The sequence below is a fragment of the Arcicella sp. LKC2W genome (assembly GCF_034931005.1).
In the GTDB taxonomy this organism is placed as follows: Bacteria; Bacteroidota; Bacteroidia; order Cytophagales; family Spirosomataceae; genus Arcicella.
Genome location: NZ_JAYGIN010000022.1, coordinates 23,820 through 38,630 on the forward strand (window position 1 = coordinate 23,820; position 14,811 = coordinate 38,630).

Below are 14,811 nucleotides of genomic sequence, written 5' to 3' on the forward strand. Positions count from 1 at the left end.
TGTCATTTTCACCCCGAAATGAATTTCGGGGCTACAAGATGGGTCAAACCTACGGCTTTTTTCAAGATTACTAAAGACGAATTAGAACTATTGATTTAATCATTTGTTATCACTAAAACACCTTTTTATACTTTATGTTTATATTAATTATTCCAAATTTATGGAAATATTGAAAATATTTCCATAAATACGAATATTTCCATTTTTTAGGCATTTATTTTGCAGAAGATTTTTAAAATGTAAAATTATCCTAATGAAAAAAACAATTACCCATCGCTTGGTATTTAGTCTTTTTAATCAACTGAAAATAACTACTTTATCATTCCTCTGTTTATTTATTACTTACGCTGCTTCGGCCCAAGACCTTACTTTAAAAGGGCAAATTATTGACGTAGCTTCTGGCACAGCTCTTGAAGGCGTTTCTATTGTTGTAAAAGGTACAAAAAATGCAACGCTTTCTAATAAGCAAGGGCATTTTTCGCTCAAAACTTCGGCTCAATTGCCGCTGAAACTACAGGTTAGTTCAGTCGGCTATTCTTCGCAAGAAATACTCCTCAAATCCGCTGATTTTATTAGCATTAGTTTACAAGAATCCACGTATCAACTCGATGAAGTGATGGTTTCGAGTGGTTACATGATTCAGAAAAAAACGGAATTTTCGGGAGCCGTTTCTACGATTTCGCCCAAACAATTACAGAATCGTCCTGCTACCAGTTTCGACCAACTATTGGGTGGACAAGCAACGGGTATCGACATGATTCAGCCTTCGAGCATTCTCAATAGTACGCCTGTTATGCGTGTGAGGGGCATCAATACCATTACTTCGGGTTTATTTCCGTTGGTGGTGATTGATGGCGTGACTGTTTTTGTGGGTTCTATCGGTGGACTAATTGGCAATAATCCTTTGGCAGACATTAACCCCAATGATATTCAATCCATTGATGTGCTGAAAGATGCTTCGGCGGCGGCAATTTATGGTTCAAGAGCTGCCAATGGGGTGATGGTGATTACCACTAAAAAAGGAAGAATTGGCAAACCCAAAATTAGTTATGATACGTGGTTTAGCATGAGTACGCCTTATAATTTACCCGAATTGCTCAATGCAGAAGAATATGTAGCCATCAAAAATGAAGCCTTGCGAAATGCAGGCAAAACGGATGGCTTTTTCTTGTCAAAAAATGCAGATGGAAGCACCGTAAATACCAATTGGTATGATGTGGCTTTCCGTACAGGTTTATCGCATAATCATAACATTAGTCTTTCGGGAGCAAATGAGGCGACCAGTTATTATTTTTCAACGGGTTATACCAATCAAAATAGTTTTATCAAAAATAATACTTTTGAACGCTATTTGACCCGTCTGAATATTAGTCACCAATTGAATAAAGCAGTAAAAGTTGGGGCAAACGTTACATATAGCAATGGCAAAAATATCGGACCTAACACAGGAGCAGTTGCCAGTAATTCAATGTCTTCGTCTGCCTACAACACCAATTATATTACCAATGAACCTTTGGCAAGGATGACCTATGTGTTACCGCCCAACGTTCCTGTTTATAATACCGACGGTTCATATAGTATTCAAAATGGCAATAGCGTAGGTTATGGGGCAAATATTCCTGCGACAGTCGGAACAATTAATGCCTATAATTTAGCAATGGTTCAGAGTCTTGATTTGAGTTCTTCTGAAAATAATACCTTAATTGGTAATATTTTCGGAGAAATTAGTCTGCTGAAAAACCTCTTATTCAGAACCAGTTTCGGACTCAATAATTTACAAGTAACCAACAAATCATTTCTTAATCCAGTACACGGTGGGGGAGCGGCCTCTAATGGCGTGGCAACCAATACTTTTACCAAGTTTTTAAGAACGGATTGGGTAAATACATTAACATATACAACTACTTTTGGCGAGCAACATCATCTTAGTTTATTAGCTGGAAACGAGCGAATTAACACTATTACCGATGGTTGGGGAGCGTCTCAAACCAATGTTACTGACCCTTCTTATACTAATTATCAAGGTGGATTTAGTAACATTGCTCCTGCGGGAAATTTCTATTCGGAGAATGCTTTGTTGTCATATTTTTCAAACGTGAGTTATGATTTTAAGAAGAAATATTTTTTAAGTGTGAATTTTCGTAGAGATGGACTTTCCGCTTTGGCAACAGGGAATAAATTTGGCGATTTTGGCGGTGCTTCTGTGGCTTGGAATATCTCAGAAGAAGGTTTTTATAAAAATTCACCCCTTGGAAATTTTGTTCAAAATCTAAAAATTAGAGGTAGTTACGGGGTTGTGGGTAATAGCGAAATTGGCGATTATCCAGCCATCGGAACGTATAATTCTACTACTTACGGTGGTGTACCTACTTTAGCTTATTCGCAAACGGCTAACCCTAATTTGAAATGGGAAACCAGTAAAAAATTAGACCTTGGGCTTAATTTTTCAATGTTCAATGACCGTCTAACCGTTGAATTTGATTATTATCGAAACGTAGTAGATGGCTTAATTTTGAAAGCTCCACAATCGCTTTCGGCAGGGATTCCAAACAATTATATCAATGCCAATGTCGGGAGTTTATACAATCAGGGTATCGAATTGGGCATTAACGGCATTGTTACCAATTATGGAGATTTTAAATGGAACATGGGCTTGAACATTTCGACGCTCAAAAACGAAGTAACTTCTTTGGTAAGTGATGTATTTGTACCCAGTGTTTTTGGTGTACAAAACATGACGAGAGTAGGCTATTCGATAGGGTCAATTTTTGCTGTGCCTTGCAAGGGCGTAAATCCAGCGAATGGGCTTATGGTTTTTATCAATAGCGAAGGAAAAGAAGTGCAATATAACCATGTAGGTTCTCCGAAATGGACGTATGTAGAAGGTGGAGCAGCTCCTGCCATTGATAACTACAAAGATGGCGTGATACAAGGACCTTCGTTGCCAACGATTTTTGGAGGATTTAATAATTCATTCAGTTACAAAAACTTCGATTTGAACATCAATTTAACCTTTGTTGGGGGTAATAAATTGTATAACGGAACAAGAGCGACCAATTCAGACCAACGTTATTTTAACAACGCAACCTTTATCAAAGACCGCTGGACGACTCCAGGGCAAATTACGGAAATTCAGAAATTATATTACGGAGACAACGTTTCGGCAGGTTTCTCTTTCACCAGTACCTCGAAAGTAGAAGATGGTTCGTATTTAAAATTGAAAAATATTTCATTGGGCTATCACATTCCAGTAAAGAATACCTTGTTGAAAGATAAAATTTCATCGGCTCATGTATATATCCAAGCAGGCAATCTTTTTACGCTAACAAAATACAGAGGTTCAGATCCAGAGGTTTCTATCAATGGTAATTCCATTAATTCGGGCAAAGACCAAAACGTACCCCCTAATGCTCAGGTATTTACGTTTGGCTTGAATGTTGGATTTTAGGGGAATAGATGATATATTTACATTGAAAAAATAAAATACAACTTTACAATTTCAATGTTTAAAAGAACGGTTACTTCGCAATTACTTGATGATTTGTCATTTTTTCCAGTGGTTGGAATTATTGGTCCAAGACAGGTTGGCAAAACAACTTTAGCAAAATGGTTGCAAAAACAAATTGATAAATCAACTCTTTATCTTGACTTAGAATTAGATACTGATTTAAGGCGTTTAGATGACGCTGAGACATTTTTAAACAGTCATTCTGATAAATGTATAATCATAGACGAAGTACAAAGAATGCCAAGAATTTTTGCATTGATTCGAGCATTAGTTGACCAAGACCGCCGTCCTGCTCGGTTCATATTGTTAGGTTCAGCTTCTCCAGACTTGATTAAGGGAGCATCAGAAACATTGGCAGGAAGGATAGCTTATACCGAACTTGCTCCTTTGTCATTAATAGAGGTATTTCCACAAATTTCAATGCAAAACCATTGGTTAAAAGGAGGTTTTCCTGATGCCTTGAATGCCCCAAAAGAGTCGCAAAGTTTCCGTTGGCTCGGAAGTTTTATCCAAACTTTCGTAGAACGAGATTTACAAGCATTAGGCTATGGAGTGAGTGCAGAGATAACTCGAAAATTATTAGAAATGTTAAGTCATTTGAACGGTAATTTGCTTAATATGAATGACTTAAGTAGGTCATTAGGCGTGAGTTCTCCGACAATCAATAGATACTTAGATTTATTGGAAGGAAGTTTTATTATTCAACGTTTACAACCTTATCATATAAATATCACAAAAAGATTGGTGAAATCTCCTAAAATATATTTTCGAGATTCAGGCATATTACATCAATTAGCACGGGTGATTAGTTATGAACAATTACAGCAAAATCCAATAGTAGGTGCTTCTTGGGAAGGTTACGTAATTGAGCAAATAAAAAGAAATATTGGGTATGATTGGCAATTGTTTTTCTATCGTACACAAGTGGGGGCAGAAGTAGATTTGGTAATGATTAGTCCAACAGGTAAAAAAATATTGATAGAAATAAAATTATCAAACAGTCCAACTGTTTCAAAGGGTTTTTTTGAGAGTGTAAAGGACTTAAATCCAGATAAACAATTTATTATTATTCCAAACGGAGATAGTTATCTCAAGGCGGAAGGGCTAAAAGTATATAATTTATTCGATTTTTTAGAAAATGAATTACCACAAATAAATTAAAATTTGTACATGAAAAAAACAATAATATTCATACTCGCAATAACAACATTAACCGCTTGCAATAGCGATTTTTTAAACACCGTACCCAAAACCAGTGTGGCCGAAGATGCGGCGTATAGTACACCTGCTAAACTATTGGCTCAGGTAAATAATCTGTACGGACAGCTCCAAAACGCCAGTTTTTATGGTGGTCGTTTTATTGTTTTTAATGAACAACGTGCCGATGAATTTGGGCAAAATGATGGAAATGCTGCCACAGGTTCAGCAGTTTGGCAACAAAGCGTAGCTTCAACCAATGATTTTGTCAATAACGTTTGGGGAGCAGGTTATACAGCCATCAATGCTTCTAATGTCTTGATTAGCAAACTCAACGGCACAACCGTCGTGAGTGATTCAGTGGCAAAACTTTATACTGCCGAAGCCAAATTTGTGCGTGCGTTGAGTTACCTAAGCTTGATTCAAACCTATTCAAAACCTTATAATTTGGATAAAAATGGCTTAGGTTTACCCCTTCGACTTACGCCCATTACTTCTTCAGGTTTTAATGATTTGGCTCGTAGTAGCGTTGGCGAAATATATACACAAATTTTAAAGGATTTGAACGAAGCCGAAACAGGTTTACCTACTGCTTATTCAACGGCATTATTGAATACTTCGAGAGCCAAGAAAAGCACTGCGATTGCCTTAAAAACAAGGGTTTATTTGATTCAAGGAGATTATCAAAATGTGGTAAAAGAGTCTCAAAAATTGGTTTCTGCTACTGCTCCTTATCAATATTCGGCGGGTTCTTTGACACATAAATTGGAATCAAATTTTACCACTATTTTTGGAGGAAGTTATACTGGTTCAGAAGCAATTTTCTCTATTCCTTTTGCCAATACAACCACCGAAACGCCCCCTTCGCAAAGTGCTTTGGCATTTAATTATTTGAGTCAACCCATTATTTTTCTTGCCACAGCGGGCATTTCAAGTAATCCAGCCTTCAATTCAAGTGCTGATGCTCGGGCAAGTTTGATTTCTACCAATTCAGCAAAACAAAAGGTATTACGCAAATTTGCCATTACAACAGCTCCTTTCCGTGACTATGTGCCTGTAATTCGTTATGCCGAAATATTGCTAAATTATGCCGAAGCAGCAGCCAATAATAATGATTTGACAACGGCAACTGCTTTATTGAAGGCAGTAAGAAATCGTTCAAATCCAAGTTATGTTTTCCCAGAGGCTGATATAAGCTCAAAAGATGCTTTGATTGGCACGATTTTGACAGAAAGAAGGATAGAATTGTTAGGGGAAGGTTTCAGACTTTTTGATTTACAAAGAAAATTGCAGACCTTGCCAGCCAAAACGGGTTCAATCGGAACAGCTCCTTTGGTTTTATTAACGAGTAACAATTATATTTGGCCTATCCCAAGCGGTGAAATTTCAACGAATAAATTGATGGTAGGAAACTAATTTATAACCGCAAACAATGAATAAAGAAAATATCATAAAACTCACCATGCTCATTAGCGTTTTGGTGTTGTTTTTGGCAGGAAGTCGCTTCAAAGCAGAAGAGCGAAAGGTAGAATGCTCGGAAGGACTTTGTAAACTTCCACACAAACATGGCGAACTCAATTTTCACGAACGCTTTGACATTGAACATGATACCAATTTTGTCATAAAAGTAGCCAAGAGTTGTGCCAATTTTTGGGAAGCTAACGCCACAGGAATGACTTTTGCCATGATTATTGGAGGTGCGGCTTTATCCTTATTATTGTCTTGGAAAAAGTTAGAAGAACTATTAGCCATGAAAGGTATCAAAGGGGCAGCATTAGGCAGTATTTTTGGAATGCCCTTAAATATGTGTGCCAATTGTTCAGCCGTTACGGGAGTTGGTTTAACCTCACAAGGCGGAAGTGCAGAAGCAACTTTGGGCGTTATTTTGGGCGGTGCATTGCTCAATATGATTGGAATTGTAACGATGTTCGGCTTGTTTCATCCTGCCGTTGTTATTTCGAGGGTTGTATTTAGTGCTTTGATGATTTTAGTGGTTGTTCCTTTTGTTTCAAAATGGGTAAAGCAAGACGAAACAGTTCAAGCAAAAAGTAAAGTATTCAACTTGATTTCTTGTTATTTTCCCGAAAAATCATTCGCCCAAACCATTATCAAAGCCCTTGAAGATTGGTTAATTGCGGTTGGAAATATCGCTTACAAATTGATTCCCTTAATGATGTTAGGAACATTACTGACCGCCATTTTTAGGGTTATTTTTCCAAATGAAGTATTGCATCATATCACCGAATATAATCAAATTCTAATCGTCGTAATTATCTCATTTATAGGTACATTGTTATCAATTCCTGTATTATTTGAGATTTTATTAGGAACGATTTTATTGAATTTAGGTTTTTCAAACGGTGCAATAGCAGCGATGGTTTTCACGGCACCATCATTTGGATTGTTCACGTTGGTATTGACAAAAGAGAAATTGGGTGGGGTAAAAGTTCCCTTAATCATCATTGCGATTACCTTTATTTTTGGTATTGGAGCAGGTTTACTATCAGAATTTTTAACCAAAATCATGTAACAAATGAAAAAGACATTACTCGGAATCGTATTATTTTTAATGCAAATTTCACTCGCTATATTTTACAACGCTACCATAGATTTAATCATTATCGGAATCCTTGGGCTACTCACTTTTGGGTATATTTTGGTACGATATTTTAGAAAAGATTACGAAACTTGTGAATTGTAGCATATTCATGGAAGTAAATCCAATAAGTTTTGAGATATAAAACAAGACCCTGACGGCGGTTTTTCACCCTGTCAGCGGTTTTGCATTAATAAGTAATATAGTTCCGTTTTATTTTACGTCAAATTAAATTTTGTAGATAGTTCCGTTATTTTATCCGTAGGGGCGTTACTATTGAAGTAAATGCTAAAGTGAATTTATTTTCCCCATCTTCAAATCTGTTAGCGATTTCAAAAACGCTACTAAATCTTTTTGCTCACTTTCTGTAAGATTTAATTTTGTTTCGGGTAAAGTTTGATTCGGTAAATCAAATCCTAAACCTTTTCCACCTCCTTGATTATAAAATTCAACAACTTCTTCGAGTGTTTTATAAACGCCGTTGTGCATATACGGACTCGTTTTTTCTATATTTCTCAAAGTGGGAGTTTTGAATGAATACTTCCAAATATCAAATTGATAACGAGCATAACGCCCCAAATCTTTATCAATAGATTTATTTTGTGGAGTAGCAGGAACACCGATAACTTCAGACTCAGTGTTGGTGAAATTTGGGGGAACTGTTCCGTTAAATAAGGGTGTAAAATGACAAATACCGCACTTTGCTTTTCCTGCAAAAAGATTAAACCCACGCATTTCTGAGGCATTTAACATAGATTTGTCGCCTCGTAAGTAGAGGTCAAAACGAGAATTTAAAGAGATTAACGAGCGTTCAAAACTTGCCAAAGCATTCGCAATCTGACGTTCTTGAATACTTCCTTTTTGTTCTGGAAATGCCTTTTTGAATAGTTCTATATATTTTTTATCGGCTGATAATTTTTGGCTAATTTCTTTCAAAGAGCCGTGCATTTCATCTTTATTTTCAATTACATCTTGACTCTGATTTTCAAGATTATCTGTTCGTAAATCATAAAATTGCTTTCCTTGAAGGGCTACATTTAAGAGCGTTGGTGTATTTCGGGGTAATAATTTTTTGTTATTTAAGGTAAAAGGCTTTACGAGTCCGTCGGTAAAACCATTTTCAGGTTGATGGCACGAAGCACACGAGCGAACATTTCCATGAGAAAGTACAGGGTCAAAAAAAAGTTTTTTACCCAAACGTACACGCTCATGATTGACGTATGAATCTGTATTTGGAGTAAAAAAATTAGGATTGAACACACCTTCTGCAAACAATGTTTTAGCATCGGGGCTAAGTAAACGAACTTCTTTGAATGAGTGTATTTTTTGTTTCTTCTGAAACTCTAAAATACTACTGCTCAGCGGATTAATGAAATTTGAAATAAAAGAAATTCTATCAAAAGTGTCAAAATTAGCGTTCTTTTCTAAGAAAATTTGAGCATTTTGACTTTGTTTTTTTATGTTTATAAAATCGGCAGAATCATCATCATATAAATCTAAATATCGTTGGATAGATTGTAGAGAAATGGCACATTCTGTGAGCGATGAGTTTGCTAAAGGAGTGTCAAAACCCGTAATTCCCAATGAAATGATACGAAAAGTTTGTAAACGGATAGCATCAAAAATATGAGCATCGGTAAGGGGCATTACCTCAAAAAAGTTTTTAGCAGCATTTAAACTCCTTTTTAGTTTTTTGATTTCTCTAACCAAATCTGTTCTTTTGGCAGTGTCAAATGGATAAATAAGTGGCTCAATTACCTGAAAACCAGATGGTTCATTAACAACATTGTCGGTCAATTCAATTTCAGCAATGGGTGTTCCATTGATTAATTTGCTGGAAGCAGGCAGAAAATACTCTGAAAAATGTTCGATTTTTTTATAAAGTTGTCTTGCTTCGATAAATGTTTTTTGAAGTGAATCTTCTGATTGTGAATGTGTAGCCAATGGCAAAAGGGAAGTATCTACCAATTTTTGGAGAGAATCCAAATCTTGTAAAAACATCGCTTTACTCTTGTCGGTGGCAATTTGTTTCTTACTGAATTGACAGCTATGAGTTCCTATAATAAGAATGATGAAGATAAACGAACTCAATAATGTTTTCATTTTGAATGATTTTAAGGAATGTATTTTACGATGAATTATCCTATTTGGTACACTGTTTAATAAGTTTTCTGAATAATTTTCATCCTAAAATGTTTGATTGGAGAACTTTCGGGAAGTTGAAATAACTTATTAAACAGCGTATTTTGGTGGGTTGAATTTTAATAAAAAAGCCTCCATACTCAAAGTATGAAGGCTTTTTGACTTAGAATATTACTATTTTGCAATACCACGAACAACCAAAACTTGACCGCCTTCGTTGTTTGTGATTAAGCCACTTCCATCAGCATTAGCAAATTTTGCATCCTTCCACGTATGTGGGTGAACGTTAACAATAAAAGTATTTGGTTTGCCAATAATATCAGAAATATCGTACATCGCACCAAATTCCCATGAACTCAAACGAGCATCATTTGAAGGATTATATTTTGTATTAAATACTGTGTTGGTACGTTGGTGGTTCATTTCTAACATTGGCGTGTTCGTTTTTGAACTTAAATTATACTGCCAAATACGTCCATCGTGTTTTGTTTCTTTGTAAAATGAATCTCCATCTTCCTGAACATACACAAAATTTTGAGTCACACATACGTTATCTGGATTCACTAATGAATTTCCAGGATTTTCGCCACCGTCAATTAATACTTCCAAACTACCTTTCAATGGATTGGTTGCGTCCATCGTTAAGTGATACAAACGTCCCCACATTGTATAGCCATCAACAGGCGTAACTTTGTCAGCCTGACTAACGCCAGTAGCTACAAAATATACTTCACGTCCAGCAGCGGCACTTCCTTTACCGTAGTCAACATCTTCAACACGAGCAAATGAAATCGCTTTAACCTCCTTCGTTTTAGCGGCAATTTGAGCACCCGTTAAAGCTGAAACACCTGCAATTTCCACAAATTCAACATCGTACTTACTACCTTTCTTCATGTCTGTTTCAATGGTATTTTGATTTGTTCTTCTCAAAACATAATATTTACCATTCGTCAAATCGCCAACTTTGTCGGTAACATAAGCAATCAATTGTCCATCTCCGCCGTCTTCACCAATAATAATGATGGTTTTATTTTGGAAAGCATCTTTAGGAAGTGGCACGGCGTTTTCCATTGAAGCCTTACCTAAAGCAGGTAAAACTCGGTCTTTACGAGACTTGTCATTTACCGAACCATTTGGGTCGATACCGTGAATCATTGATTCTCCACTTGTTTCGCCTGCTGTTAAAAATAATGGACCAAAACCATGTTCTGCGGGTGTTGCTAAAGTAGCAGAACACAAACGCATATTTCCACCAGCAGCATCAACAATGTATTCTCCTTTGATTGGCTTGAAGGTTTCATCTAAAAAAACACGAGATACAGAGAAGGCAATTTCGTGGTTATTGAGCATGATATAACCGCTACCCGATGGATTCTTGAAAATACCAGCACCGTCTGGCTGAGGACCAAAAACAAAGTTTGGCGAACCTTCTAATTTATCCTCTGAAGAGATTAAAGGATAGATTTCAAGAGATTCAAAACCTGAAAGAGACTTGATAAGTGACTCATTTACAGATTGTTTCTTTAAAATAATTTTAGCGTTTTCAGTTACTTCTGTTGAAGCATTATCACTACATGAAGCCAGTGTAGCAACAATAAAAATTGGGAATAACAGTTTTTTCATTGTGAGTTTAAGTAAACATTTTAAAACTGTTACAAAACAACTTCACAAATTTTAAGTAACGATTTCCTAAAGTTTATTAAACCTTTAAGGTTTTTGATGAACCTTAACATATAAATAATGAAGCAAATTTGAAGTTTATCATGAACCTGTTTATACGGAGTTGCCAAAGTAGAACTAAAGAACTTCCAAGTTTTGGAACAATTTAAACCTATAATTTAAACACACGATAAGTACCAACAAATTTTAATATTTTTGTTGTAAATACATAAAATCACTAAAGTAAATGGAGACAAGGGTCAAAGAATTAAAGTTTGAGCGTTTCATCTGGATTGATATTTGTCAACCTGACCGCAGTAATCTTGATAAAATTGCAAAAGAATTTAACTTAGATTTTTTTCAAATAAAGGATAGTTTAGAAACAGGTCACTTACCTAAATTTGAAACGCAGGATAATTATAGTTTTCTGATTTTAAGAGCATATACGGCAAATATTGATGAGCGTGTTACCAATGTTACAGACCTTTCTAATAAGGTTGCCTTTTTTTATAGCGATAAAAAAGTAATTACTATCCACAGAGCCAATTTTGAGTTTTTAGAAAATATTTCTAAAAATTTTTCAAGTTCAGAAGAATTCCTACTTTATATCTTGCATAAAATGATGGAGACTTATAATGCTCCTCTCAAGCTTTTGAGTGATAAAAATGATGAGATTGAAAAAACCATTTTCCTAAAAGATTATTCTGTCATTTCTTTAGAGGATTTATACTTTCAAAAAACGCAAACCCGAATTATAAAAAAACTTTTACAGATAACACAAAATGTTGTCAACCAAATTGATGTTGCGGAACAAACCAAAACGGCTTTACAAGATATTAAAGATAAATTGTTGAGCCTGACCTTGAGTTATGAAGAAGTTTTGGAAAATTCAAATAACCTATTGAACACCTATTTGTCGGTAAATGCACAGAAAAGCAATGATGTGATGAAATTGCTGACCATATTTTCAGCGTTTTTCTTGCCCTTAACTTTTATTGCGGGAATTTATGGAATGAATTTCGAGAATATGCCTGAATTGAGGTGGCATTTGGGCTATTTTTTTACCATGGGCGTAATGGTAATCATTGCTGTTATTATATTTTACTGGTTTAAACGCAAAAAAATACTATAAAATGAGACTAAAAAAATGGGTCATTATGTCAAAATTTGCGGTTATTATGTCGAGTTGTGCAACATTACAAAATAACGCTAAATATGATTTGGTAGAAGGTGTTTATCGACTTAAAGTTGATAACAAAAAGTTTAATTGTTACGTTGAAAATAATGCCGATAGCATAAAAATTACCAATCTTGCCTCGAAAATATCAACAAATTTACCTGAGCAGATTCGTATTTTCTCCCCAATAAAACAACGATTTATCAAATCATCTCTTGATATTGACATTTTGACAACCTTACTCAAAATTCGTCCACAAGTAAAACAGATTATTCCTGCTCAACTTAATACTGCCTTCAACGGCAATCTTTATATTGGTCACAGAACGGACGTTTATCAAATCAGTTATCAGCAAAATCCATTGAATAATTATAAAAGAAAAGTCAATCACTTTGGATTTAGTGGGGGAGTCTTTGTAGGGCTTGGCAATACAGTAATGACACCCACTACCACCAATAATTCCATTAGTACGGAATATGATGGTATCATTTTGCAAAAAGGACTTGCAGGGATTATTGCAGTAAATAAATTGACGATTGGACTAAGTATTGGTTTTGATAATCTTTTGGATACAAATCAGGATTTGTGGATTTATCAAAATAAGCCTTGGTTTGGGCTGATGCTTGGTCTTAATTTGAATTGATGATGGAATGATTGTGGAATTGGTAGTGTGCTTATTATCAATTTGTTATACTGTTTGATGAGTTTGATTAAATACTGATTTTTTAAATATTTGATGTGTTTTGAGTTTCAACGGAAGTTGTCGTTTTGAACGACGACTTCCGTAAAACACGTATTAAATCTTTAAAATTAGACCACAGATGAATCAGATTTTTACTGATTTTTGTGAATTTATCCGTTAAATCAGTAAAATGTGTGGTCTAATATTAGCTGTAACAAATAGTTCCGAAACTTATTAAACAATGTATTAAAAAAGTTCAATCTATAAAATGATACGTCTTTAATTGAAATTATTAACTGACATTTTTAGATTTTAAGTTACTTACGCATAAACCTGTAATCAATAATGGAATTGAAAAAAGGCTAAATAAAGTAGCCGTACTAATGCCTGAGTCGGATAAAATACCAAATAATGTTGGACCTAATATTGCTCCAAAACGTCCAACACCCACCGAAAACCCAACACCTGTGGTTCTGATTTCGGTATCATAAACTCTTGACATGGTTGGGTACATTCCGTTGAAACCGCCTTGAACAAAAATTCCAATAAAGAAAATTAATACAAAAATTAGGGATGTCGTTAAGGTGATATTACCGTAAATTAACATAATGGTAAAGGCACAAAGCATGAACCCTAATACGGTTTTCTTTAAGCCAAATTTGCCTGCTACTAATCCCAAAACTGCCGTTCCGATGGCAGCCCCTGCATTTAAAGCAACACCTACATAAGTTGCCATTTCAAAAGGTAAGCCAGCATCTTTGGCGATATTTGGTACCCAGCTCATTAAAGTATAAAGTGTTAAAAACCCAAAGAAAACAGCTCCCCAAAGTTTTAAAGTAGAGTTGAAATAGGTTGGCGAAAATAAAGCAGAAATGGGCTTACTGGTGGCTTCGTAAGGTTTTTGTGGTAGTTCAGCAATACTTTCGTGTCCCATTTTATCCAATAAGATATTAATATTTTCTTGGGCATTTGCAGGTTGTTTCTTACACAAAAATTCTAATGAATCTGTCATGTAAATTAGTACGCCAATAAGCATTAAAAATGAAATACAACCTGCAAAAAGAAAGGCAAAACGCCAACCAAATTCTGGAATGGCATAAGCACAGAAAAAACCCGTAAAAATTGCTCCAACAGGCCAGCCAGCTTGTACCAAACCTACATTAAAATCTCGATTTTTATTATTTGAAAACTCCGAAGCCGTCGCTGCCATAGTTGGTAAAATACCGCCAATTCCCAAACCTGTAATTAATCTTAATATCAGAAATTGAGAATAACTATTGCATAAATACACCAAGAGCATTCCAGTGGTTATCAAACAAAGTGCCATGATGAATACTTTTCTGCGTCCCAATTTATCACCTAAAGGAGCCAAAAAGAAAGCTCCGAGCGTCATTCCGACCAATCCTGCACTAAAAGTATAGCCTAACTCGGTTTTTGAAAGTGTCCATTCTTTTGAAATATCAGAACCTGAAAATGATACAACCAAAACATCTATGCCATCATTCATATTAAGAATGAAGCAAATAGCCACAATAATTATTTGAAAGGTACTCATTGGACTATTGTCAATGAGATTTTTAAATTTTGTTTGTAAGTTTTCGTAAGTCATATTTTTGATGTCGGTTCGTTTATCTGTTTTTGGTAGTGGTTAGGTTTTAGTTGTTGAAACTCAAAACACAATTTCTTTTTTTAATTAGTATAATTGAAAATGTTGAAAGCCTATTAACTCAAAATTTCGGATGATAATTCTACCACCCGAAATGTTATAAATATAGCAAGTTGTACACGTGAATGAGCAATGAAAAATAAACACCTAATGTGATTGGTTTAAAGAATGCGAATCCAAACCA

Annotated in this window: 10 protein-coding genes; 7 read left to right on the plus strand and 3 right to left on the minus strand. The window is 35.3% G+C overall.

The window, feature by feature from the left end; all coding sequences use genetic code 11:
* Window positions 1–253: 253 nt before the first annotated feature.
* From VB796_RS17670 to VB796_RS17690, 5 genes are read left to right on the plus strand one after another with little or no spacing between them, the layout of a single operon-like run.
* On the plus strand, window positions 254–3,448 hold the full coding sequence (locus VB796_RS17670; protein WP_323347903.1) for a TonB-dependent receptor: 3,195 nt from the start codon (window positions 254–256) through the stop codon (window positions 3,446–3,448).
* 54 nt (window positions 3,449–3,502) lie between these two features.
* Window positions 3,503–4,669, plus strand: coding sequence for an ATP-binding protein (locus VB796_RS17675; RefSeq protein WP_323347904.1), 1,167 nt, complete (start codon window positions 3,503–3,505; stop codon window positions 4,667–4,669).
* A gap of 9 nt (window positions 4,670–4,678) precedes the next feature.
* Window positions 4,679–6,121 carry a RagB/SusD family nutrient uptake outer membrane protein gene (locus VB796_RS17680; RefSeq protein ID WP_323347905.1) on the plus strand — a complete coding sequence of 481 codons (1,443 nt, stop codon included), beginning with the start codon at window positions 4,679–4,681 and terminating at the stop codon, window positions 6,119–6,121.
* A 16-nt stretch (window positions 6,122–6,137) separates the two neighbouring features.
* Window positions 6,138–7,235 carry a permease gene (locus VB796_RS17685; protein WP_323347906.1) on the plus strand — a complete coding sequence of 366 codons (1,098 nt, stop codon included), beginning with the start codon at window positions 6,138–6,140 and terminating at the stop codon, window positions 7,233–7,235.
* Window positions 7,236–7,238: 3 nt separating this feature from the next.
* Window positions 7,239–7,406, plus strand: a complete 168-nt coding sequence (locus VB796_RS17690; RefSeq protein ID WP_323347907.1) for a hypothetical protein — start codon at window positions 7,239–7,241, stop codon at window positions 7,404–7,406.
* A gap of 183 nt (window positions 7,407–7,589) precedes the next feature.
* Here the strand turns inward: VB796_RS17690 and VB796_RS17695 are convergent, their stop codons facing one another.
* Together VB796_RS17695 and VB796_RS17700 are read right to left on the minus strand one after the other, a co-directional pair.
* Window positions 7,590–9,404, minus strand: coding sequence for a cytochrome-c peroxidase (locus VB796_RS17695; protein ID WP_323347908.1), 1,815 nt, complete (start codon window positions 9,402–9,404; stop codon window positions 7,590–7,592).
* 213 nt (window positions 9,405–9,617) lie between these two features.
* Complete coding sequence (locus tag VB796_RS17700; protein WP_323347909.1) at window positions 9,618–11,066, minus strand: hypothetical protein; 1,449 nt, start codon at window positions 11,064–11,066, stop codon at window positions 9,618–9,620.
* A gap of 283 nt (window positions 11,067–11,349) precedes the next feature.
* On the opposite strand from VB796_RS17700, the gene VB796_RS17705 reads away from it, so the two are divergent.
* Both VB796_RS17705 and VB796_RS17710 read left to right on the plus strand, forming a co-directional pair.
* Window positions 11,350–12,234, plus strand: coding sequence for a CorA family divalent cation transporter (locus tag VB796_RS17705; RefSeq protein WP_323347910.1), 885 nt, complete (start codon window positions 11,350–11,352; stop codon window positions 12,232–12,234).
* Window position 12,235: 1 nt separating this feature from the next.
* Complete coding sequence (locus VB796_RS17710) at window positions 12,236–12,922, plus strand: hypothetical protein (protein ID WP_323347911.1); 687 nt, start codon at window positions 12,236–12,238, stop codon at window positions 12,920–12,922.
* Window positions 12,923–13,253: 331 nt separating this feature from the next.
* Here VB796_RS17710 and VB796_RS17715 read toward each other — a convergent pair whose 3' ends face one another.
* Window positions 13,254–14,570, minus strand: coding sequence for an MFS transporter (locus VB796_RS17715; RefSeq protein ID WP_323347912.1), 1,317 nt, complete (start codon window positions 14,568–14,570; stop codon window positions 13,254–13,256).
* Window positions 14,571–14,811: the final 241 nt, after the last annotated feature.

Excerpts from the sequence above, each read along its gene's own strand:
- VB796_RS17670 (WP_323347903.1), top strand. The coding sequence starts at position 254 with ATGAAAAAAACAATTACCCATCGCTTGGTATTTAGTCTTTTTAATCAA.
- VB796_RS17675 (WP_323347904.1), top strand. The coding sequence starts at position 3,503 with ATGTTTAAAAGAACGGTTACTTCGCAATTACTTGATGATTTGTCATTT.
- VB796_RS17680 (WP_323347905.1), top strand. The coding sequence starts at position 4,679 with ATGAAAAAAACAATAATATTCATACTCGCAATAACAACATTAACCGCT.
- VB796_RS17685 (WP_323347906.1), top strand. The coding sequence starts at position 6,138 with ATGAATAAAGAAAATATCATAAAACTCACCATGCTCATTAGCGTTTTG.
- VB796_RS17690 (WP_323347907.1), top strand. The coding sequence starts at position 7,239 with ATGAAAAAGACATTACTCGGAATCGTATTATTTTTAATGCAAATTTCA.
- VB796_RS17695 (WP_323347908.1), bottom strand. The coding sequence starts at position 9,404 with ATGAAAACATTATTGAGTTCGTTTATCTTCATCATTCTTATTATAGGA.
- VB796_RS17700 (WP_323347909.1), bottom strand. The coding sequence starts at position 11,066 with ATGAAAAAACTGTTATTCCCAATTTTTATTGTTGCTACACTGGCTTCA.
- VB796_RS17705 (WP_323347910.1), top strand. The coding sequence starts at position 11,350 with ATGGAGACAAGGGTCAAAGAATTAAAGTTTGAGCGTTTCATCTGGATT.
- VB796_RS17710 (WP_323347911.1), top strand. The coding sequence starts at position 12,236 with ATGAGACTAAAAAAATGGGTCATTATGTCAAAATTTGCGGTTATTATG.
- VB796_RS17715 (WP_323347912.1), bottom strand. The coding sequence starts at position 14,570 with ATGACTTACGAAAACTTACAAACAAAATTTAAAAATCTCATTGACAAT.